The sequence below is a fragment of the Novosphingobium sp. ES2-1 genome (genome assembly GCF_015169775.1).
Taxonomy (GTDB): domain Bacteria; phylum Pseudomonadota; class Alphaproteobacteria; order Sphingomonadales; family Sphingomonadaceae; genus Novosphingobium; species Novosphingobium subterraneum.
Genome location: NZ_CP063447.1, coordinates 176,702 through 199,317 on the forward strand (window position 1 = coordinate 176,702; position 22,616 = coordinate 199,317).

Sequence of the window (22,616 nt, forward strand, 5' to 3'; positions counted from 1 at the left end):
TCGGTCGTGCCCTGACTCAGCACGGGCTCAACGTTCTGCCGCTGCCAGGGAAGCAGCGATGGCGCCGATCGACTGGAACAGCACGAGTGGATCGTCGCGCGAAGGCAGGAAGCCCTTGCCTAGCCAGAAGGCTGCAGCCTCGTCATCGATGGCATTGACGATCACTGCCCGGCCGCCAACGAGGCGGGCAGCTTCCAGACACCGTCCCAGAGCGTGCCGCAGCAATCCCGAGCCGATGCCCTGTCCCGCCCATGCCAGATCGGTCGCGAGTTGACCGAGCAGCAGGCAAGGCACGGGATCGGGCGGTTGCCCCGTCCGGATGGACCGCGGCAGAATGCCGGGTATCACCGATGTCGGAGCCAGGCCGTAGTAGCCCACCACCCGCATCGCCTCATGCACGACCAACACCGCAGTAAACCCGCGCTCTTGGTTTGCGAGGGCGCGCCCCTTGAGCCAGTGATTGAGCGATGGCTTGCCGCAGTCGAAGTCATCGACTTCGTGAGCTGCGTTCAACAGTTCCGGCGCCGACAGGCCCAATTGTCAGTGCCGATCGTCCGAGGGCATGTCCCAAGGCGCCGGTCGTCTGAGCACATCGACGAGCGAGGGAACGGCCTCGGCAGGCTTTTCGAGCAGCGCGATGAATTCGGCAAACCCTTCGGTGCTCATCCGCACGAGCCTCTGGTCCATCAGCACATCCTCGGCGGCGCGCACCGCCGCTTCTCGCACGAAATCGGTTCGCGAGCGGCCGCGCGCAATTGCCGCACGATCGATCAGGGCAATGTCGGCATCAGGCAGACGCATCGATACCGGGTGATCCTTGCGTTCAAGGGACTTGGCCATATTCTATCTCCACAAGGCATCATACAGGGTGTATTGCAAAATGCAATACAGACTAATTGCGGTCGGACGGGGTCCATGAGCAATTCGGAATTCTTGAGTGACGTATCCGACCAACACGGTGTTTCTCCCCGGCGTCTGGCTGCGGCGCTCAGGACCGCCGAATCCGAGTTGGCCATTGTTGCCTGGGTCTCGCCTGAAGCGCTTACCAAAGCTGCCCGCATCGGAAGCGTGACACCGCAATCGCAGTTGGTTGAAATTTGCGGGATCATCGACCGGATCATTCCTTGGGCGGGCAGCGCGCCAACGGCCTATGCCTGGTACCGGTCGCAATCGCTGCCTTCTTTCGGTGATGCAACGGCTGAAGAACTTGTGCGTCAGGGATGGAGCAACAAGCTGCACGCTTATCTTGATCGGCTGAAAGATGGCGGCTTTGCCTGATTCTGGAGTGCTATGCTTCGCGCGATCGCACTTGCCGCGCGACGGGAAATCCGTGTAAACCATTGATAACATTTTACATATATCAACACCAAGTCGTGTCTTATGTCCTGGTTTCAATGGTTTGCAGGCGATAAACCTGTCCATTGTGTTTCGCTCATAATTTGGACGATCAAGGGAGTTGGAAGTGCAAGACGCCGTAGGCGGCTCACTTCCTACTCGCTTGATCGTAACCCGATCGCAGCGTGACGGTTCAGTCTTCGGAGGAGGGCAGCGGCTCGGGCGACTGTCCCGGTGATACGCGAGCTAGGACAGCCGTGTAGAGCTGACGCCAGTGTTCCGCCTTACCGCGCTCACGCTCGGCCGTTCGGTCCGCCTTGGCCTTTTCGGCGCGGGCATCCCGGAGTTCGGTCTCAAGACGCTCGATCTTGTTGCGGAGCGCCGCTTCGATGTGCCGATATTCCTCGGGCGTTCGCAGCGGGACCTTCTTGCCGTCTATCACCTCGGTTTCCGCGCGGGTTTCGACGCGTTCCTCGCCGATCTCGTCGGCGAAGTTGTTGTAGAGGTACTGGCGGCTGACCTTTGCTTCACGGGCCACCGAGACGAACGTCACAGCCTGCCTGGTGTCGCGCAGCCGCATAATCGCATCTTCGACCGCGGCGCGCTTCTCAGCGCTACGACGGCTGCGGGCGTCGTTGAGTGTTGCGATCCGCAGATCCGGCCCCATGGTCATGACGTCGCTTCCTCCCGAGCAGCGGCCGGCCTGTAGCGCTGCTTTTCACCCTTGTAGAGACCGTGTTCCTCGATGGAGCGGATGATGGTGTCGGTGTTGTGGACCGCATCCTTGTTGCGCTGCAGGCGCTTGCGCGTGATGTCGGCCATGCGGGTCTGTCCGCCTTCCTCGTAGTTCTGCGCTTCCTGCTCGAGGCCTTCGATCGCGGCGTAAAGTCCGGCCCGCTCGCAGCGGAAGTGCTCCACGTCGTCACCATCGGCGCGGAAGAACCGGCAGGTCAGGCAGGCGTGGGCATGCTCGCACCATTCGCCGAGTTGCCCTGGCAGCGTGCAGGCGCCGCCGCAGACCCGCGTAGCCAGCATGGTTTCCTTGCGCAGCAGGAGATCGCCAACCGCTTCGTCGACCTTGCCTGCGATCGTGAAGAACTGGCCGCCGCCCTTTCGTAGCAAGGCGTTCTTCTTGAGGTCGAGACGCTGGTTGACGTACATCGACGCCATATCGGGCGAGGCATGGCCGAGCTCGAACATGATGCTCAGGATATCGTGGCCTTCGGCCGCCATCTGCGTCCCGCGATGGTGGCGCAGCGGATGCCACGAGAAGTCGAACGGACGGCCATCACCATCGACGATTCGGTGCTTGAGGCACAGCTTCTTGAGCTCCTGCATGGTCCAGTTTTGGCCGAGGAACGATTCCCGCTTTCCATAAAAGACCGGGAACAGGTATTTCGTGGCGCGTCCATGACGCCGCCGGACACGATCCCGCTGGGCTTCGATCAGTTCGATCATGGCCTGGTGCGCGGGATCGGCCGCCAGTAACGGCTTGGTATTCCAGCGGCTGACCTTGTTCTGCCAGAACGTGAACAGCATGAACCGCTTGTCGTGCGGATCGGGCCGCAAGCAGTCGAAGAGCAGGGCATGAAGGTCTTCGGCCCGCGCCCCGGTCGTGATGCCGATCATGAAGATGGCAGGGATGGGTGCGGGCATTTCGTCGAGTCTGGCCACCATCGCCGACAGGGCTTCCGGCGGTGCCGCCCGGTTGGCGCCCTCGCGCGATGCGTAAAGGCGGTTACGCGGATCGTCCGGTGCCTGCTTGTAACGGATGCGCCGTGCCGCGCGCTTGTCGAGCGTGATCCGCGGCCATTGTCCCGGCAGGAGGACTGGCGCTGCACGCATCAGTTGGACGATGTCGGTGTACCAGTTCTTGCCAGCGGCATTCTGCGCATTCCCCCAAGCGAGGTAACGCTCCATCGACAGTTCATTGACCCGAGCGGGCTCGGTAATGCCCTCCGCGTGCAGGAACTGCGCGAAGAACCGTAAGCGCGACTGCATTCCGACAAGTGTCGATGGTGCAAGTTCGCCATGCGCGACCTTGTCCAGAAGGAAGCCGCGCATCAGCGGGCGCAACCACGGCTCGACGCACAGGAAGTTCAGATAGGTGTCGCTCCGACGCTGCCGGTCGCGGAAGCGGGTGTCCTCTTCGCTGTAGAGATCGTTGAGCAGGATGATGTCGCGGTCATGCATCGGCGCCATCTGCGCACGATTGATGATCGCGAAGCGATGGATATCGCCGAACAGCTGCACTTCCGGTGATCGATACTGCGTGGTGACGATCTCTCCGTCCCGGATCCACTGGCGGGTCTGGCTCAGTCTTCGTCGCTCATAATTCGCGCTGTACCAAGCGGCGTAGCGCTCCAGGACAGCATCGTTGTGGTTCCGGGCACCGCCACTCTCCGACGTTCCGAAGCCAGGATGAGGGATGTCGGCAAGGCAGCCCGCCTCAAAGTGCTGAAGCAGGTTCGCGCCTTCCTCGACCAGATAGCGGATCACCGGGATCCGGCGCTGGAACCAGTGGGCGTCCGCTTTGCGGTCGTCGAGAACGGATGTTGCCAGGTAAGCCTTGATCTCGTTGGTCAGTACCGGAACCGCAGCCTGGAGCGGCATGCTTGCGTATGTCTGGCTCAGCCAGGGATGGCCGAACACCTCACCCATCATGGCGTCCGACCAGACGGGATTGGCGACGAGGAGGGGGGATATCTCCGCGAGGCGCCCCTCAAGCCAGTTGTTGTAGCGATCGGTATCGTGCGGTGTGCCGCCGACGAGCGCCAGCGGTGTCAGGCCCATCGCAGATCCTTTCCGAGCAGCTCAGCCTCGCGAAGTTTCTCAAGTCTTTCATGCACCTCGTCGGGACCTGTGAGGTAGAGCCTGCGGATTTCCGAGGCGAACAGGTGCTGGTAGAACGCCGCTGTCGTTTGCGGGCTGGCATGCCCGAGCCGGTCGGCCACTTCGAGCAGGCTGTATCCCGCCGCTATCGCCTCGGATGCATGGCTGTGGCGGAACATGTGCCAGCTGAAGCCGATATGGGCGCGCTGCTCCAGCAGGCCCGCGAGCTTCTGCGCGTAGGACAGGCTCATGGCGTGCCCGATGACGCCGGCTTTGACATTGGCGAAGACGTACTCGGCACCGGCCTCGAAGGCTGGCAGATATTCGTCGCTGGTGAGGTAGTCGACGTACATGTTGAGCACGTAGTCGTGCACCGGCACACCGCGTGTTCGGCCCGATTTCGCGCGGGCTTCATTGGCATTGTCCTCGCGCGGAACGACCCAGATGACCTTTTCGGCGAGATCGATGTCGACGTGGCGCAGGCCCAGCGCTTCACCGATCCTGAGGCCCGTATTGTAGAGCAGCACGATCAGGAACGCGTCGCGCGCGAGCCCGCAAGCCTCGATCAGCCGCAGAACCTCGCTCGGCGTCAGCCGCTTCTTGAGCACCTGCTGCTGGACCCGGCCGGGATCGCCCGAGAGATAGCGGTCCTTGCGCCGCGTCGTGCGCCTTTGGCTGATATGCTCGAGGAACGGCTTGTAGATCCGGTGCCCATCATAGGCCTTGGTGACCTCGGCCGTATCGACCGCGAAGTCATCGGTGCCATTGTAGAAGCGGTAGAACGATTTGACCGCGAGTTGGATCTGGTTGCGCGTCGATGGTGCCAGAATCCGCGTTTCCTGCTTGCGTAGCAGGATCAGCCGAGGACTTGGCAGCGCATCCTTTCGGCGTGCGAGCCGCCAGGCAAGGAAGCTGTCGTACAGCGCGACCGTGGCTTCATGGATGCCGGCGCCGTTGGCGCCGAGGAAGTTCGCGAAGTCGACAACGTGGCGAACATAAGCCCGGATCGTGTTTGGTGACGAATGGGTCTGTTCGAGATGGACGATCCAGTGACGAAGGCACTCGACGACATCGCCGTCATCATCCAATACCGTCCACGACCGGCGACCGCCGGGCATTTCGATGCGCGCAGCCTGCCAGGGCGTCGTAGCGAACGGAGTGGACACGGTCGCTGATACTGTTGAAAGACCCCCGTGACTGCAAGCCTTTCGCCATCACACTGGACACAGTTTACATGGACAGTTATGGTATCGGTATTAACATAAGATATATTATCAATTTGAAACGGGTGGCAGCGGTGACCGCTCGCGTCCCGCCAATTTATCCCACATTTTCCCCTCTTGCCAGGTTGTGGGATAAACCCGATCCTGTCTCGCGCTTTGGGTGCCGATCAGGTCGCCTGCATTGGCCTCGATCTGCGGGCGGCGCATCCTTCAGGTGACACCGCTCCGAGATCATCGGTCCCAAAGAAGCGTCGCATCTGGTCGTCGATTTCCATGTCTTTGCTTTCGGATTTACAAGCGGCCTGATGACCTCGTCCGCCTCGTCGAGTGCAGAGCGCATCGCACAGCGGGTCCGGCGATCCCGGCGCAACGTGTTCATGCGATTCGATTTTGGCGAATTTGGAGGCAATGACACGGTCGGGCGCGGGCTTCTCCATCAGGTGCAGTCAGGCCGTCTGGTCCGGATTGGCTAGGGTCTTTACGCGAAGGCCGAGCCCTCGCCGCTGACCGGCAGGCCTGCGGCTATCATCGGGATCCGGATCTTGGCAAGCGAGGCCGTCGAGCGGCTAGGCAAATCGGTTTCACCATCGAAGCTGGATACTGCCTGAAATAGCAGGCGCTCGACCCAAGTTCCGACTGGACGCGCGCTGCGGTCTCAGCCCGGATCCGCCGACAGATCGGCTACGATGGCCACTTTGTCGTCTTCCAGCGCATCGGATCTCAAGGGTCCTACCGGATCGCAAGTGAAGTTCAACCAGCCTGATCATGCTTTTCGCATGGTCAGTTGGCCCAGAGCACCGATACAGGAACACCGGAAATCTTCTCACTGAACGGTCGCGGCCCGTCATAGTCGTGGAGCATCAGCCCACGAACGAATTTGTCGCCAGCCGCCTCTTCTAGTTTGCGCAGCCCCGAAAAGTCCCCGCGACGCAACGTCGCGGAAGCCTTGACCTCGATACCGACGACGCGTCCCTGTTGATCCTCGAGCACGAAGTCGACCTCGTCACCCTCTTTCGTACGAAAATGCGAGAGGGTCACGCGTGCATCGCTCCAGCCGATCAGCTTGCGTAGTTCAGACCCAACGAAGCTTTCGAGGAGCGGGCCGAAGCGCTCGGGATCTGTCTGCGGCGGTGCCGGGCTGAAGCGACGGAGCGCGGCCAGGAGGCCACTGTCAAGGAAGTGATGCTTCGGTGTCTTGATGAGGCGCGAGATACGATTGCTGAACCAGGGCGGCAGCGTGTCGATCAGGAACATGCGTTCGAGCGTCTCGATGTAACGCCCGACTGTCGCCCGCGAGATTTGCAGTGCCGACGCCATGTTGGAATGATTGGATAGCTGTCCCGACTGCTCCGCGAGCAGCCGGACTAACAAGGGGAGTTTTTCCAACTGGTCGATCGTAGCAATGTCGCGCACGTCCCGATCGAGGATCAAGGCGAGATAGTCGTCGAACCATTTGATCCGCCGCTTTCCGTCGGCGCGACCTATGGCTTCGGGATATCCGCCTCGGGTGACCAGCTGCGCCAGATCCTGCCCGACAACGGGTTCACCGATCACAATCGGATCGCCGCTGAAGAAGCGATCGATCGCATCGCCTGATCGTTCCAACAGCTCCGCCTGGGCGAACGGAAAGAGTTCGACGATCTCGATACGGCCCGCGAGCGAATCCCCTATCGTTGGCAGCGCCATGACATTGGCTGAGCCCGTCAGCAGGAAACGTCCCGGGGTTGTGTCGGTATCGACCGACTGCTTGATCACCAGCATGAGTTCGGGAGCTCGCTGGATTTCGTCGATGACCGCACCCTCCAGGTTCCGGATGAACCCGACCGGATCGCTCTTGGCGTTGGCAAGAATAACCGGGTCATCAAGCGACAGGTAGGGGCGACGCTCGTGAACGAATTGTCGCACAAGGGTCGTCTTGCCCGCTTGGCGCGGACCTTCGACCAGCACGACGCGCGTATCCTCGAGTGCTGTCGCCACAGCCGTCTCTGCACGGCGCGGTACGAGCGGCAATTTTCGAGATGCGATCATGGCCAATTGCTACATCAAAGTGCGTCCAATCGTCAATCTAAGCCTGACCAATCGTCAGTCTATATCCGTCCCATCGCCAACCCAGCCCTCTCACAGCCGCTTGATCAGCGAAGAGTAGCGGTGTTTTGCGGTTAACCCCGAACGCCCCTGCTCCTTTCAGGTTCAGGGTTTCGGGGGCAAAACCGTAATCTCTCTCTCATCTCGGTGGCTGAGCGAAATCAGCATCGCCATAGCATGACGCCTGGGAGATTGGCGGCCGTCAAGGATCGCGGGTGCCCCCCGATTTTGGCTTGCTGCGGCTAGCGCCTTGCGATCAAAAATCGGCTCCCCCCACGCCCGCTATTCGCGGCGGCAGCGCGTGCGCGCCGCCGTCCCTGACTGCCTGACTCCGGCGTCCTTCAAGGCACATCTTTCATCAGCGTGATGAGAGAAAATTCCTTTTGGAGGTTATCATGACGGACCGTTTCTCGAACTTTGCCGACCTTGCTGAACACTATGCGCGCGAAATCGCCACGCCCCACTACGCCCGGGCGTTCATGGAGCAGACCGAACTGGCCAAGCTCTCGATCGAGCATGAGCCGAGCGCAGCTGAAATGCCCGACCCGGAAGCGGCGCAGGCGGCGATCGAGATGATGCTGGCAACGGTCTTCGACCTGTTCCGCGACACCCGGATGGAGGACTTCGCCAGCGAAGTCGCCTGGGGCATCGCCAACAGCTTCCATGTCGTGGCCAAGCGCCTCGATGACCGCGAGGATGCAATGGCGAACCGGCTTCAGGAGAAGCTGCGCGAGTACGATCCGAGCGAGGTCTACGCCACCGACCTTGAGGACCTCACCATGCAGGCCCGTAGCCTTGCCGAATGCCGCGATGCGATGGAATGCATGCGGGATCATGCCGCGCGGATCTACCTCGTCGAAACCGGCCGTCCGTTCTCGCCGGTCCGGGGTTCGCGGGTGTCCTCCAAGACCAATGCCTCCATGATCGAAGCGCGCGATTATCTCGCGGCACAGAAGGCGCAGCGGCGCGAGCAGTTCGCCCCCTCGGGTCCGGTCGTGGTGTTCTCGGGCGGGCAGCAGTTCACCGACATTGCATTGGTGGAAGACTACCTCGATGCGATCCACACCCGGGTGCCGTCGATGGCGCTGGCAACGACTGCGCAGAACAAGGGCGCGGACGTGATCGCAGCAGCATGGGCCTCGCGCCACAATGTGCCGGTGATCCTGTGCAAGCCCGACACCTCGAGGGGACCTTCAGCGCCCTATCAGCGCAACGCCCGCATGCTCGCCTTCAAGCCGGTCGAAGCGGTGGTGTGCAACATCCGCGACGCCGCGACGATCACCCCGCGATCCGAAGTGCAGCCTTTGGTGCTCCCCGATGACATCATGAAGCTGCCCTCGCTGCGCGGCTTCCTGGTGTTCCCCGAAGGCTTCGATGCCGCGCGGATCAAGCTTACCTACAAGGACTATCCCAAGGTTGCCGAAGGCTATGTCCTGCGCGTGCATGTCGAGCCGATCGAGTTTGCGCGCGATGCCGACGATGACGCGGAAGGCGAAGCCGGCGGACGCGAAAACAAAGATGAAATTGAACTCTTCCCTGCACCCGCGATCGACGACGAACCGGCAAAGCCCTGTCCCGCTCCCCGACAGGAAGAGCTGAACTTTGCCGCCGCGCAGGCCGAGCCCACGGCAGCGCCGCAATCCAGCCTCGGGCGCTCGATGATCGCCAGCGCCGAGATCGTGAAGAGCGCAGCGAACGCGCGCGACGATCAGCCGGAGAATGCACCGAAGCCGTCCCGGAGCGTCAACCCCAAGTCGACCGTCCAGCAGCAGTCTCAGGCATCCCGCGAGCTTGGCGAAGCGATCGACCGCGTAGCCGCAGCGGGACGCGAGAAGGAACCGTTGCGAGAGCCCGAGATCGATGCCCCAACCCCCGATGACGGCATGGAGATGTAGGCCATGCACTCCATCGCATCCGTCAGGTCGTCAAGCGGCGCAGCCGACTATTTCGCGAACGACAACTACTACACGACCGATGAACACGCGGAAGCCGGGGTCTGGGGTGGCGAGGGTGCGCGCGCGCTCGGACTTGAGGGCCGGGTCGAGCGCGACCAGTTCGAGGCGATCTTGAATGGGCGGCTGCCCGACGGCGAGATGGTGGGTCAGGTCGAGGGGCGTCGTCTGGGTCTCGACCTTACCTTCTCGATGCCCAAGTCCGCTTCGATCCTCGCACTGGTGAGCGGCGACAAGCGCATCCTCGATGCGCACCTCGCCGCCGTAAAATCGACGATGTCTCAGCTCGTCGAAAAGCAGTTTGCCGAGAGCCGCAATTACGACCGCTCGCGCAGCGGCGAACCCCAAAAGACCGGCAATCTCGTCTATGCCCTGTTCGCCCACGATACGAGCCGCGCCCTCGATCCGCAGGGCCATATCCATGCCGTCGTCGCCAACCTGACTCGCGATCCGAAGGGCACCTGGAAGGCGCTGTGGAACGGCGAGATCTGGAAGAACAACACGACGATTGGCCAGTTCTACCATGCCGCCTTCCGCGCCCAGCTGCAGAAGCTCGGCTACGAGACCGAGGCGGCGGGCAAGCACGGCTCGTTCGAGATCAAGGGCGTGCCGAGCGAGGTCATCAAGGAGTTCAGCCAGCGCCGCGAAGACATCCTGACCAAGGTCGAGGAACTCGGCATCGCTTCCCCGCAGGGACAGGACCGGGTGACGGTCAACACCCGCGACCCCAAGCTCGCTGTTGAGGATCGGCAGGCACTCGTCCAGACTTGGCAGGATCGCTCGGCGGCACTGGGATTCGACGGCAAGGCGCTCATCGCCGAGGCCAGGGCCCGCGCCGAGGTGCAGGCGCGCCCGACCTTCCGCGAAACGGCAACCGCCGCGCTTGGTGAAGTCTCGACCCGGATCGGGGCCGCGCTGCGCACGCCGAGCCCGCTGGCGGTGAGCGGCGCAGCCGCCTTGTTCCTCCCCGCCGGCACGATCAAGGCCCAGCACGCGACGGCGTCGGCCATCCGCCACCTGTCAGAACGCGAAGCGGCGTTCTCGCCGCAGGCGATCCTCGGCGCCGCGCTGGGCTTCCAGATCAAGGGCCTCGAAGGCGGCGCCGTCGTCGAGCGGATCGGCGAACTCATTCGCGAGGGCCACCTGATCCCGGGCAGGTCGGAGCGGCTCGACGGCCACTTCGATCTGGTGACGACGCCGGCGGCGCTCGCGATGGAGCAACAGATTCTGGACCACATCGATGGGGGGGGCGGAAAGGGCCGCGCGTTCATGCCGCCCGAGCAGGCCATGGCGCGGCTGCAGGAGGCGGCGCGCGAACTTGGCCAGGCCCGCGCCGGGGTCGACACCTGGCAGCTCAACGAAGGCCAATTAGCCGCAGGCGTCGCGATCCTCTCCGGCACCGATCGCTTCCTTAATGTCCAGGGCGTCGCAGGTGCGGGCAAATCGACGCTGCTCGGAGCGCTCGACAAGGTCCTGAGTGATGATGGCGTCAAGCTCGTAGGGCTCGCCTTCCAGAACAAGATGGTTGCCGACCTGCGTGGCGGGGGCGGCCAAGGCATGTCGACCGAGCAGATGCGCAAGGCGGGGATCGAGGCCTACACGATCGCGAAGTTCCTCAGCACCTAGGGCGGGGCTGCGGCCGCGGGATCGGGTGAGCGCTTCGAAGCCGCCAAGGCGGCGCTTGCCAACACGGTCATCATCACCGACGAAAGCTCGATGGTCTCCTCGCGCGACATGCTGCGACTGACCGCGCTTGCCGAGCAGCTCGATCTCGCCAAGGCACCCTTCATGGGCGACCGCCAGCAATTGTCGGCCATCGAACAGGGCAAGATGTTCGCCGTCAGCCAGGCCGCGGGGCAAGCAACCGTGCGGATGGACGAGAACATCCGCCAGAAGAACTCGCCCCTGCTGCTGGCCGTCGCCGGGCTCTCGAACGAAGGCCATGCCAGCCTGGCGCTCGACCTTCTTGCCGCTCACGGCCGGGTGATCGAAGCAGGGCCCGACCATGTGGCCCGTGCAGCCGACATATGGCTGTCGCTCAGCCCCGACAAGCGCGAGGCGACCGCGATCTTCACCGCCGGGCGCGATGACCGCGCCGAGATCAATGCGCGGGTCCAGGTGGGGCTGCTCAAGGACGGCGCCCTTACCGGGCCAGGTGTCACGCTCACTACTCTGCAGAGCGCCAACACCACGCGCGAGGAACTGCGCTTTGCCTCAACTTATCGGGTGGGCCAGGTGTTCGACGCGCGGATGGACGTGCGCGAACTGGGGCTGAAGCGCGGGGAGTACGAGGTTTGCGAGATCCGCAAGGACGGCAAGGTCGTGCTCGAGGCCGGGGGACGGCGCAAGGCCATCGATCCGACCCGCATCGACCCCGATCACGGCTTCGACCGGATCGGGCGCTACGAGCAGAGAGAGCTCAGGATCCATGACGGCGAGACCGTGTTCTGGCGCGACAAGGATGGGTCCCGCGACATTGTCAAGTCGACTTACGCGACCGTCCTCGAGGCCCGGCCTGAAGGGGTGCGGGTCGAGCTTGCCGACAAGCGGCAACTGGTGCTCGCGCCGGGCGATCCGATGCTGCGCCGACTCGACCTTGGCTATGCGCTCAATGCCCACATGGCGCAGGGCATGACCAAGCCTGAGGCGATCGAGGTCATTTCCTCGTCGCAGCGCAATCTCGCGACCCAGCGCACGCAGAATGTGCTCAACACCCGCGCGACAGACGACATCACGGTCGTCACCAACAACCTCGAAAGCCTCAAGCAGCAGCTCGACCGGACGCCTGGGAACAAGACCTCCGCGCTCGAGGTGACCGGCAAAGTCGAGGTCGAACCCCGCCACCACAATCCGGTCGATGCCCGGCAGTTGCCCGAACTCAGGATGAGCGCGGATCTCAAGGCAAAGCTGGATGCTTTGCTGGGGCCCGCAAGCGAACCGCAACTGCGGCAGCTGCCAGTGCCCGAAAAGTCCCTGGGGCTCGATCTGTGAAGTTGTCCCACTGCATGGGCAGCCTTTCACCTCGGCGTTCAGACGAGCTCTGTCGAGGCGTTAGATGACAATGCCGGGTTGCCCTCGCCTTGCAGATGGATCGTCCCCTCCGAGCCACAATTTGCGGGGACCGCGCGCGCTTTAACGTCCTGCCCGTAAGGGCGAGACGGCGCGGTCCGGGTTGCCTCCCACCGGGCCGCGCCATAGTTGGTCATCGGCATCCTTGCGCTATCCGCCGCGGGCGCGTGATCTATGCCGAGGTAGCGAGACATGCCCAGCCTGTAAAACGGGGGCATGCTTCGAGTGAGCCCCCGTTTTCTGCGTCAATGACACGGAGAGGCGACTAGCCTTGCAGCCAAGCCAGTCACACAATTCCAGGGTCTTAGACGGCAATGCATATTGTAGTATCATACAAAGTGTTATATAAAGTCACCAGCCATGACCGGTAAGCTGCGAACCCGCATCTACAAGAACCGCTGGTTCGCGAAATTTGCAAGCCGTGAAGGGATAAGCAACGCGACGCTTGTTGCGGCGATAGATCAGGCCAATCGGGGCCTGATCGACGCCGATCTTGGTAGCGGCTTGATCAAGCAGCGCGTCGCTCGTGAAGGCGGAGGCAAGTCCGGTGGCTATCGTACTCTGTTGTTCTTCCGTCATGAGGAGCGAGCTGTCTTTGCCTTTGGTTTTGCCAAGAGCGACAAGGCCAACCTTAGCGCGGCCGAACTCAAGGCTTACAAGCAGGCTGCGAAGATCGTTCTTGCGTTGACTCAGGCGCAGATCGAGACCGAGGTGCGTGAAGAAAGATTGTTCGAGGTAAAAGACGATGCCCAGGACCTATAAGAGCGAGGCGCTTGCTGCCGTCCACGAGATGATCGAGGGGCTCCATGATGCAGGAGCCATCGACAAGCGCACACTGCGCGAGTTCGACGACGCTTGCCTCGCCCCAGCGACTCCGCTCCAGCCAGAGCAGATCAAGGCCATCCGCGAGGCGGAACACGTCTCGCAGCCGGTGTTTGCGCGTTATCTCAATGTTTCAAGGAACCTTGTGTCCGACTGGGAGCGCGGAAAGAAGCGACCGGGCGGACCAGCGCTGAGGCTACTTTCAATCATCCAGCGCAAGGGGCTCGAGGCAATTGCTTGATTTGTGACGAGCCCGTCAATTCAACGATCGGTTCGCACGACAACCATTGTGCGGTTCGAAGTCCTTGCCTTGCTCGGCAACGCGGCGTGGTCGGGCCGTCTTCACAATCGCGCCGGGCGATCATTGGGGGGCGAATGGATTGTCGCAACCCGCTTCCCAGTCAACACCTGGAAACTGCATTGAGCCCGACCTCGATAACCATCACAGGCATTCTGGAGGCCGGCGCCCGCGGATACCTACTCCGCGATGACGATGGCGTGATCTGGCGGCTCTATCTTCAATTCGTCGATGAAACCACTGCCAATGGACTGAGCGGGCGAGTCCGTGGGCGCGGACGCATCGTCGAGGTCGACCGGATCGAGGTCGAATACGTCGAGACCCAGGACAGCGCCTGATCGCTCCTGCCGCTTCCGCTTTTCACCGCAGGTCTTGCTGACAATAGCCGCTTAAAGCTTCGCATCAGCTTCGATACTGCGAGTTCGCGTCAGTGGGCGATCAGCGCTTTGCGCCGAGGAGTGCGGAGGTTCGGCATGGGTGCGGGGGCTTTCCCTTTTCTTGGCAAATCATTGAAAATCCTGTGAGAACTGGATATGATCTTGCCAGTGCAAGGAGCCCTACCATGGACCACAATCGTTACGGACTCGATGGCCAACCCTTGTATCCCCGCCCGGGTCACTTCGATCACGTAACCGGCCAACCGCTCCCGACTTTTCGCGGAAGGGGTCATTCGGGGAACTACCCCTTGGCACTTCCCTTGGCGGTGATCATGGCCGCGCTGGGAGCTTTCCTCGCTTATATGTCGAATCTGTTCGGCTGAAGCTATAGACGCCGCTTGGCCACGTGCAGGTGATCCCGCGCTGGGTTGTCGGGGAATCTCTCGAAGTCGACCGCATAATTCGGGCCCAGACGCTCGCGCACGCGATCCGCCCACTGCTCCCCCTGTTGGTCTGAAATGTTGTTTCCGCGGAAGTCGAGCGCGCGATTGTCATAGTGCGCCGAGCTGGAGGCATGCTGGGTGCTGTCATTCCCCGAGGTTACCACCGGGCGCGGCAGCCCGAGCACCCTTGCTTCGTCCGCCACCACGCCCATCGCAGGGACGAGGTCGCCGTCCATTCGGCCGAGACGCGCGCCGGCCTTGACGCCCATACCGAGTTCCCTAGCCAGCCTGGCACCATCAACCGGGCCTTCGGGAGCGGCAAGCAGCGTTCCTCCTTGGAGGGGTGAAGCCACGAGGGGCGGTGTGCGATCGGCAGGCGGGAGCGATGCGGCTTGCGGCATGCCGAGATCGGCATGGCTGCCGAGTTTGCCCTGCCCGGCGATCGCCGCGACGTCGCCCAGTTCGTCGATCCGGCGGTTCCTGAGATCGCTCAGCAGGTCATCCATGATGTAGCTGATCGCCTGATCGCGCCGTGCCATGTCGCGGTAATCGAGCCGCGGATTGGCAATGTCTGGCAGGTGCCACTCGGGATGCTCGCGCTGCAGCGCCTCGTATCGATCCTGGATCAGGTTCGACATGTCGCTCGAGACCTGGAACCCGTGGCTTTCTGCGTAACTTGCTTCGTTCATCATACGGCTGCCGATCTCGCGGTAGCGCGCCGCCGCCGCGCGGCGTTCCTCGGCTTTGGAGACCCGCCAGTCGGAGCCCTCGCTGCTGGTCCGACTCTGGCTGGCATCGGTGTAGTCGGAGCTCTGGCTGAACGTGCCCGAAGACTGGACTTCGCCGCTGTTGCCGCTGACGACGACGCGGCTGCTGAGATCCTCGGACTTGTCGGTGCCGCGGGTGACCTGGTTCGTTGCTGACCGCTCGGTGTTTACGCTCGCGCTGTCGCCGGTCTCTTTGCGACCAGATATGGCGGCAGAGGCTGAAGCGGAGAGGCCGCTCCCGATGGCGCCGTCGAGCGGGGTCCCGATTGTCCCGGTGCCCGTAACAGATGCGCTAGTACCAAAGGTCCTTGTCGAGAAACTCCCGCTCGAATGGCTATTACCCTGCCGCAGGATCAGATCTTCGTTGGTTACCTCCCGTGTCGACTTGCCGACCGAGCCTTCCACCATGACATTGCCGCCGACATTGTGGGTGTCGGACGCGCGCGATCCGCGTTCGCTGCGGCTTCCGGTCACCTGGCTGCTGGCAGTAACCGCGCTGCCGAAGGTCCCGCGCGTGCTGCTCCAGCTCACCGAAGTGCCGTTCTCGATCCGGTCGGCCTCATTGAGGTACGACTGGCCCTGATTGCGCAAATCGCTGGCATAGCCCTGCGTCATCGAGGCCTTGAACGGCAATTGCGAGATTGCTCCGCTGGTGTCGATCACCCGCGCGCCGCTGCCATAGGCATGAACCATCGCGCCATCGTCGCTTCTGAGGCCCATGTGGCTTGCACCCACAGCCAGATTGGGCGCTTGGTTCCACTGCGCCATCTGGCGGTTGTTGACGTTGAAGTTGCCATGGCTGACGTCGCCGAAGGCATAGTTGCCGGTGGTCCGTTCGGCGGCTGCGGCATCCGCTGCTCCCTGAGCAGATGTCAGCATCGAACCCATGCTGTGCGCGACCGCCAAAGTCCCGCGCATGACCATCAAGGCCAGGACCGGGACAGACATCATCAGGAACCCGGCCATCGTCGCGATGTCCTGGTTCACCCCGGCAATGCCGGACCAGTTGCCAAGCGTCACACCGCTGCCGGCAAGCGCGCGTGACTGTGCTGCAAGGCGGTCCATGACGAAACTGTGGATCAGGACATAAATGGGTCCCCAGGCAGCGAGGTAAAAGAATCCCGCGAAGTAGCCTTTCAGTGTCGCGATTCCGGTCCGCGGAAACAGCAGCAGGGGGAAGACCACCGGGAACAGGGCGTAGAACACTACAGTCAGCACGACGTTGAGGACCGGGATCCAGATAAGGCCCTGCTCTGCGGTCGTGGTCATTGCATTGCGGGCCTGAGTATCGGCGCGCTGCAGCGCGAAGGCATCGGAATCTACGTTCCCAAAATCCAGCTGCGCAGTTTCGAATGCATCGACCATGCTCTTCTGGCGGAGGATCTGATTTCGTGAAGCTGAGGTGCCGGTCAGCAGCTGCGAGATTACCGGCAAGTCTGCTGCGAGCCTGCTGCTCGCTGCGGCCGATGCGAGCTTGGGATACAGCGTGCGCGCAAACGGGATGGCCGCCACGTCGATCTGTGCGTTCCACTGCGCATTGAGCGTCTGCCAGGCCTGCGCGCAGGTCTTGCCCTCGATGTCGGTTGCGCCCCCGGTATCAGTCAGGAACTTCATGCCGCGATTGGTCGCGGCATTAGTGCCGAGCTCTGCCCACAGATCGCTGGACTCACTAAAGATCTTGAGACTGCGAGTGCCCAGGAGGATGTCGTAATAGGCGCACTGCTTGAGAAAGCCGTCGAGATTGGCGCGGAAGACCGGATCCCGGATCTCGAACGCACGTGTCCTGTCCCACAGCCGGGCGCCATAGACAAAGCCGCCGGTCGAGTAGTTGAGCGCCGAAGGCATGACGAAAACCGTTTCGGCCGTGCGGGTGAAGTAGTCGCTGATCTGGCTGGTGAACGAGGCCATCATGCCAAGACCGATCGGCACGTTGGCAACGGTGGCAGGACCAAGGCTGGGATTGATGCGATCGGTGACCTTGACCGTCACGGTTGGCATCATCAGCACGAGGTAGATCAGCGTCGACTGGATGAACCAGCGCAGCCACACCCGCCAATCGAGGTCCATCGCGGTGATCAAGAGGGCATAGGTCAGCCCCATGACCATGCAGACCCTGAGTAGCGAGCGAAACCCGCCAGACCCCGTCCAGGCCGCCACCGCGTTGAAAGTGTTGACGAGAAATTCGCCGCCGCCGACCGTGAAGACTTCGAGCATGTTCCGCCCTCCCCTTGGCGTGACCTTTCCGCAACCTACTGAACCTGGGTTCCGAGCGACCGCGAGAAGCGCAATGCGGCCGCCATTTGCGGCGAGAGCTGACTGCGCAGGGTCTTCTCGAGCATCTGCGTGCGCTGTATGAGGGCGAAGGTCTGGTCGAAGCGCTGCGAGGTGCGCGCCGCGATGCCGAGGAAGTTGCGGCGTGTTTCGTAGAGGCCCTCACGCCATTCGCGCAAACTGTCCGCATCCGCGCCATTGAAGTCCGAACGGGCGTTCACGGCCATGTCGATGAAGCGCATGGTCATGGTGGTGACGAGGTCAACCGCCACGATCTCGGAAAGGTCGTTCAATTCCTGAGCCGAGATACCGAACTCGGCTGCGGCACTCACCGTGATGATCTTGTAGACGGGCACGCTGGCCATGCCGAGCAGCTGGATCTCGGCGGGTGTGAGCGCAGCGCCCGGGTCGCGGACCTTGCGCGCCATGCTTTCTATGAGGGTGCGCACGCGCGCCTTGATCGCCGCATTGGGGCCGATCAACATCTGGACCTCCGACGGGTGCATGCATGCAGCACTGTCACTGCCGCAGGTGAGGACCTTATGCGGGCTCGATGCTGTGCCATCGAGCATCGCGCTGATCAGCGCAGCATCGGCAGGACCAATGAACTGGACCCGCGGCTTGCCCTCGTTTCCTGCGGGATCGTAGATGACCGTGCCGACCAGCGTCATCAGGAACTCGCGAAACTGCGTGTCGAAACCACCGTATTTGCGGGAGAGCGCCTTCCAGGTGTAATTGTTGGGCATGCCGGCAAGCTCGCCCATTGCGGGATCGGAGTTCGCGGCCTTGAGGCTCTCGCGCTGCCCGCCGTTGTTGCATTGCTGGCGCGCACGCGCCCAGTCAGCCACCGCGCCCTGGCTATTGGCGATGGCTTCGCAGACCACCGAGGAGGCGGTGTCGCTGGTCGGCCACAGGCCGCCAACGAGCGCCTGCGCGGTCTCGCAGCTGGCAATATTCATTTGGTTCATCTGCTGAACCTTTTGCGCCAGCTCATCCATAACCTTGCCAATCTCGGGCGATATCGTGTCGATCGCGAGCTTGAAGGCAAAGCCCAGGGCATTGTTGGCTGTCGCTTTCATCATGGCGACGAGCTCGGCAGTGTTGATGAAGGAGAATGAGCCCGAGAACAGGTCGATACCGCCACAGCCGGCGCGGGCATGAGGCAACTGGAGATTGAAGGGCTGAATGCTCTTTTGCGGAAAGCGCGACCACACCGTGCCCATCGAGTAGTAGCCTGCGGACTGCCCGCGATAGGCGCTGGGACCAGTGACATTGGCGGCAGCGCCCATCTCGCTCATGAAGCTCGACATCTCGCCCTCAACCCCGGCGCTTGCGGGCATCGGCGTTCCGAGAAGGAGGGCACTGCCCGCAACGATGCTGGTCAGGTACCTGCCCCGGACCCGACGCCAGGAGAGCCAGTCTCTCATTAGAAGTCGCTCCCGCTCTTGACCTTGGTCAGCTGGAACACGCGATCGAGAATCTCGTCCTGGCTTAAGATGCCGTAGCCGATCGGCATGGGGCGCCGGGTCACGCTGTCGAACAGGACAAGGGCCGGCACTTGCCGATCGCTGCCGAGCCCGAGCCGCTCGTACTGCCCGCTGTCGACCATGTAGTCATGGAATATGGCCGAGGGGCCACCGTCCATCGAGACTGCCAGCACAGGCAAGGCATAGCGATCGGCGACGGCCTTGAGGATCGGAGCGAAGATGTCGCAGGCCCCGCAACTCGAAGAAAAGAAGTAGAAGACGCCGTAGCGGCGGCCAAGTTCGGCCATGACATGATCGCGATCGGCCCTGCGCTGGTCGATCCAGGCACGCTTGCCGAGCGTAGAGACCGGCCGCTGCAAGGTGTAGTCGAGCCCTGGGTCCTGCCACAGCACACGCTGCCAGACATCGGCAAAGGTCGAGGAGCGATCAAGCTGCGCGCGCTGGAAGCGGATGTAGGAGGTGACGTTCTCGGGACTGGGATCAAGGATCGCCCTCGCCTTGAGCTCCTCGAGTTCGGCACCTATGGCCGCAAGCGTTGCCCGCGGCGAGGTCCTGCTAGGTGCAGGTGCAGGCTTGCGCTCCGGGGGATCGCAGTAGAACCAGGTGCCGAGCTGCCGTTCGGTGCAATAGAGCGCATCGGGGTCGCGGCGAATCTCGATTTCGCTGCTCTCGCTGGGCGATGCATGGCCCTGCGCTGCGAGTCCGAGAGCCATCGCCAGACCGGTCACACCAAGAGGCCGAAGAGTTGTTGTCGAGGTCGGCATGGCGTGGTCCTTTCCTGTCACTCGCGGGGTTATGGCTGGGCCTGACCGTAGAACTGGCCAATGCGGTTCTGGACTTCGACCAGCATCGCGGCCTCCTCGGGCAGGCGCGCGGCCTCGGTGAAATCGGCGTAGATCTCGGAAAAGTTCATGACCGACAGGTCGAGCTGCTGGAATTCGAAAACAGTAAAGCCTTCGCAGCTTTCACTCTTCGGGCGCCCCCAAGGCTTGCGGAGTTGCACCCTGCCCTGTTCCTGCAGGATGCGGGTCAGCTTCGAGGCAAAGCAGCAGTAGGCGTCGCGCTTGGTCACGCAGACGCCAAGCACCTTGGAGGAACAATAGGTCCCGACCTTGTGGCACAGGCCGGCATCGTCCTTCTTGTCGAGCTGCTGTTCGGCGGCGCTGCACAGCCACGGGGTCAGAATGGGGGCGCCCTTGCCAGTGCAGCAGTTGGAAATGCCGAAGATCTTCTTGGCACAAGTCTCGCGGTTACCCTGGAACAGCGACAGGTCATTCTCGCTGAATTCGGCATTGGCCTGCCCCAGGGCATGGAGCCCGACCAGTGCATCCTCGAACTCGTCCGATGCCTCGCGCTCGACCGTCTCGCATTCGCCATTTAGGCAATAGATGTCGCCCGAGCAGAGGTATTGCTGAGGTTGGGTGACTGAGCCCGGAACCGGGCAGGAATAGGTACGCTCGGTGACCTTGCAGGACCCACCCGGATCGGGCGGATCGTCGAGACAGATCTCGCCGGTCTGTCGGCACCCGGGCGTGGCTTCGATCGCGCCGCAGTCGTTGTTGCCACCAGTGGCCTGGCTGCACACAGAGGTGCGTGTCTTTTCCCAGCAGGCTTGCCGCACCGGAATGCCGGCGATGACCCGGGTTTCGTCGGGCACGCTGCAGATCTCGTTGGTCGACGTGCAGTTTCCCTGATCGGCCGTGCAGGGACTTGCGGTCCATTGCGCGGTGAACCACCGCGTATCGCTGCGCTCGGGCTGGAGGCCGGGCACCAAGGCGTTGCAAGCGTAGACCTCTTCCTTCGGCGCCGTCTCGATACAGCGCAGCTTGCCACCGTTAATGGGATCGCCTGCAAAGTCCCAGGATAGGCAGAGGTCGCGCTCGACGAGACCAGCGGACAGGACATTTGTGCGCGTGCACGAGGATGTGCCGAGATCTGGCGTACATTGCTGCAAGCCCGTGAGGTATCCGAGTGGTGCCCCGGTCGCTGGATCGACGCTCAGAGCCTCTGCAAGCCCCGAGCGATTGCAGCGATAGACGTGACCACTCGCTTCAAAGGCGCCGACAGGTGGCGGCGCGGTCGTTGTGCCCACAAGGAAAGCGTCCGGATCGGAAACGGCCGCGTTGCAAGTATAGGAGGTAACGGTGAGGCCGTACTCGGGAACGGGCGTGGTACCGGTTTTGAGGCACTGCGCCGAACCGTCCAGGGCTCCGCAGCCGTTGTACGTGGGTGACGCGACGCAGACATACTGATAGTCGAGGGCCTCCCAGGGCTTCACCTCAAGCGTCGACTTGCAGCTCTGTTCATGCTCGACGATGCTTTCTCCGACGTTGCAGGTCATCTCGACGCTGCCGGGCGCACTCGATCCCGCCGGCAGAGGGGTACAGGCCCCGCCGCTGCCGTCGGCGGCCACACCGTCGACAAAGCGTGTCGGGTCCCTGGCGATGGCGGCGGCGCGTGCCAGGTCCTCGCGCTGGACCTCGATACGCGGGCGCGACGTGGAATTGGCCGTGCGCCAGGCTTCGCTCTGGCTTGCCGCGACCCCACCGTCCGGGGCCAAGGCATCGGCATGGTCGTAGTAGCGGGTTGCTTGCGGATAGTTCGGGGCGTAGCCCGGGATCTGTGCCGCTGCGCCCGGAGCCGCAGTCAGTCCCTGGTAGCTCTGCCGCAACGCACTGCCCAATTGTCGCGCTTCCGCTTCTGCCTGGGCAGCGGAGGTCGGGCCTTCCGCCCTTCCCGGGGGTGGACCCGCCTCCGGCAACGCCGGGGCTGGCGCGGTTGGCAGTGCCGGGAGAGCTTCGATCACATCGTCAGGGGGCGGGATATAGACCTGCGCAGAAGCGTTCGCCGCGAAAGCGATATAGCCTAGCGCGGCCAGACCGGCGAACAGAGCCGGGCCCTTCATTGCCCACGCCTCTTCTCCAACTGGTCCAGCGCAATCCGCGCGACCACCGCACCAGGTTCATTGGCCGCGGCAAAGCTCTCGAGCGCGTAAGCGAGGCTGACATTGCCGGTCATGCGTGCGTGGGCCGGCACCGCGCTTGTACAATCGAGACCGTCACAGAGCTCGTAGCCGCCTTCTGCCACGACGAAGGTGGGCGCGGCGTCGATGCGGAAGGCGCGGAACAAGCGCGGATCGATGGCGATGTGCGCCTCTTCCTGTTCGCTTGTGACCACGCGCATCAGGCCTTTGGCAAAAGTCTTGACGCTATTGTCCGGAAAGCCCCTGAAGACGACGACACCCCCTGCCCGCGTGGTATCGCGCACCAGATGCTGGAGCGAGGCTTGCGGCATCGACAGGCTGGCAAAGACGATAAGCAAGGGTCCCTCGCCCATCGGCACTTTTGCATTTGCGACAGCGCCATCAAGGATCGCGTCGAAATCAACCACCCCCGCTGGAGCGCGGGCGCTAAGCGTCTCCTGCCCGCGGCCGGAGTTCTGTTGCGTTTCGGCGCGGACCTGCTCTGCCGCACCACTCTGCGCCTCGGCCCGTTTCAGCGCCGACGCGACAAGCGCTTCAAGCTCGTCAGTGTCGGTCCTGTTCCTTGCGCGAATGGCTTCGAGATCAAGCCCGTCAATGCTCTGCGCTGTCACTCCCGATACGGCAGCAAGCATCGCAAGTCCGAAAAGACGGGTTACAAGGCGAGCCGTCAGC

Annotated in this window: 16 protein-coding genes and 1 pseudogene; 6 read left to right on the top strand and 11 right to left on the bottom strand. The window is 62.7% G+C overall.

Going from position 1 to position 22,616, the window contains the following annotated elements:
* Nucleotides 1-27: 27 nt before the first annotated feature.
* Together IM701_RS18955 and IM701_RS18960 are read right to left on the bottom strand one after the other, a co-directional pair.
* Complete coding sequence (locus tag IM701_RS18955; RefSeq protein WP_062343466.1) at nucleotides 28-537, bottom strand: GNAT family N-acetyltransferase; 510 nt, start codon at nucleotides 535-537, stop codon at nucleotides 28-30.
* Nucleotides 538-540: 3 nt separating this feature from the next.
* On the bottom strand, nucleotides 541-840 hold the full coding sequence (locus IM701_RS18960; protein WP_062343467.1) for a DUF1778 domain-containing protein: 300 nt from the start codon (nucleotides 838-840) through the stop codon (nucleotides 541-543).
* A gap of 75 nt (nucleotides 841-915) precedes the next feature.
* Between IM701_RS18960 and IM701_RS18965 the strand changes: the two genes are divergently transcribed.
* Nucleotides 916-1,278, top strand: coding sequence for an XRE family transcriptional regulator (locus IM701_RS18965; protein ID WP_193828880.1), 363 nt, complete (start codon nucleotides 916-918; stop codon nucleotides 1,276-1,278).
* 250 nt (nucleotides 1,279-1,528) lie between these two features.
* On the opposite strand, the gene IM701_RS18970 is transcribed toward IM701_RS18965, so the two are convergent.
* The 4 genes from IM701_RS18970 to IM701_RS18985 form a co-directional block, all read right to left on the bottom strand.
* Nucleotides 1,529-2,008 carry a hypothetical protein gene (locus tag IM701_RS18970; protein WP_193828881.1) on the bottom strand — a complete coding sequence of 160 codons (480 nt, stop codon included), beginning with the start codon at nucleotides 2,006-2,008 and terminating at the stop codon, nucleotides 1,529-1,531.
* Nucleotides 2,005-4,128 (bottom strand): tyrosine-type recombinase/integrase, encoded by a 2,124-nt coding sequence (locus tag IM701_RS18975; protein WP_193828882.1) that lies wholly within the window; start codon nucleotides 4,126-4,128, stop codon nucleotides 2,005-2,007. Before IM701_RS18975 ends, IM701_RS18970 begins: the two co-directional genes overlap by 4 nt.
* Nucleotides 4,119-5,333: a tyrosine-type recombinase/integrase gene (locus tag IM701_RS18980; protein ID WP_230487938.1), complete on the bottom strand. Its 1,215-nt coding sequence runs from the start codon at nucleotides 5,331-5,333 to the stop codon at nucleotides 4,119-4,121. The genes IM701_RS18975 and IM701_RS18980 overlap by 10 nt, the downstream gene beginning before the upstream one ends.
* Before the next feature lie 837 nt (nucleotides 5,334-6,170).
* Nucleotides 6,171-7,418 (bottom strand): ATP-binding protein, encoded by a 1,248-nt coding sequence (locus tag IM701_RS18985; RefSeq protein WP_193829016.1) that lies wholly within the window; start codon nucleotides 7,416-7,418, stop codon nucleotides 6,171-6,173.
* Nucleotides 7,419-7,870: 452 nt separating this feature from the next.
* On the opposite strand from IM701_RS18985, the gene IM701_RS21985 reads away from it, so the two are divergent.
* The 5 genes and pseudogenes from IM701_RS21985 (at nucleotide 7,871) to IM701_RS19010 (ending at nucleotide 13,954) form a co-directional block, all read left to right on the top strand.
* Nucleotides 7,871-9,370 (top strand): SLOG family protein, encoded by a 1,500-nt coding sequence (locus IM701_RS21985; RefSeq protein ID WP_230487939.1) that lies wholly within the window; start codon nucleotides 7,871-7,873, stop codon nucleotides 9,368-9,370.
* 3 nt (nucleotides 9,371-9,373) lie between these two features.
* A pseudogene (mobF, locus tag IM701_RS18995) lies at nucleotides 9,374-12,418 on the top strand (MobF family relaxase).
* A gap of 438 nt (nucleotides 12,419-12,856) precedes the next feature.
* Complete coding sequence (locus IM701_RS19000) at nucleotides 12,857-13,258, top strand: type II toxin-antitoxin system RelE/ParE family toxin (protein WP_193828883.1); 402 nt, start codon at nucleotides 12,857-12,859, stop codon at nucleotides 13,256-13,258.
* Nucleotides 13,242-13,559 carry a DNA-binding transcriptional regulator gene (locus tag IM701_RS19005; protein WP_193828884.1) on the top strand — a complete coding sequence of 106 codons (318 nt, stop codon included), beginning with the start codon at nucleotides 13,242-13,244 and terminating at the stop codon, nucleotides 13,557-13,559. The genes IM701_RS19000 and IM701_RS19005 overlap by 17 nt, the downstream gene beginning before the upstream one ends.
* A 179-nt stretch (nucleotides 13,560-13,738) precedes the next feature.
* Nucleotides 13,739-13,954, top strand: a complete 216-nt coding sequence (locus IM701_RS19010) for a DUF5818 domain-containing protein (RefSeq protein WP_230487940.1) — start codon at nucleotides 13,739-13,741, stop codon at nucleotides 13,952-13,954.
* 424 nt (nucleotides 13,955-14,378) lie between these two features.
* Here the strand turns inward: IM701_RS19010 and IM701_RS19015 are convergent, their stop codons facing one another.
* The 5 genes from IM701_RS19015 to trbC all read right to left on the bottom strand — a co-directional run bounded on the left by IM701_RS19015 (nucleotide 14,379) and on the right by trbC (nucleotide 22,576).
* Nucleotides 14,379-17,417 carry a conjugal transfer protein TraG N-terminal domain-containing protein gene (locus IM701_RS19015; protein WP_193828886.1) on the bottom strand — a complete coding sequence of 1,013 codons (3,039 nt, stop codon included), beginning with the start codon at nucleotides 17,415-17,417 and terminating at the stop codon, nucleotides 14,379-14,381.
* A gap of 35 nt (nucleotides 17,418-17,452) precedes the next feature.
* Complete coding sequence (locus IM701_RS19020; RefSeq protein ID WP_230487941.1) at nucleotides 17,453-18,814, bottom strand: conjugal transfer protein TraH; 1,362 nt, start codon at nucleotides 18,812-18,814, stop codon at nucleotides 17,453-17,455.
* A gap of 86 nt (nucleotides 18,815-18,900) precedes the next feature.
* Nucleotides 18,901-19,725 carry a conjugal transfer protein TraF gene (gene traF / locus IM701_RS19025; protein ID WP_370584380.1) on the bottom strand — a complete coding sequence of 275 codons (825 nt, stop codon included), beginning with the start codon at nucleotides 19,723-19,725 and terminating at the stop codon, nucleotides 18,901-18,903.
* 29 nt (nucleotides 19,726-19,754) lie between these two features.
* On the bottom strand, nucleotides 19,755-21,866 hold the full coding sequence (locus IM701_RS19030; protein WP_193828888.1) for a conjugal transfer protein TraN: 2,112 nt from the start codon (nucleotides 21,864-21,866) through the stop codon (nucleotides 19,755-19,757).
* Nucleotides 21,863-22,576: a type-F conjugative transfer system pilin assembly protein TrbC gene (trbC, locus tag IM701_RS19035; RefSeq protein ID WP_230487942.1), complete on the bottom strand. Its 714-nt coding sequence runs from the start codon at nucleotides 22,574-22,576 to the stop codon at nucleotides 21,863-21,865. Before trbC ends, IM701_RS19030 begins: the two co-directional genes overlap by 4 nt.
* Nucleotides 22,577-22,616 lie beyond the last annotated feature (40 nt).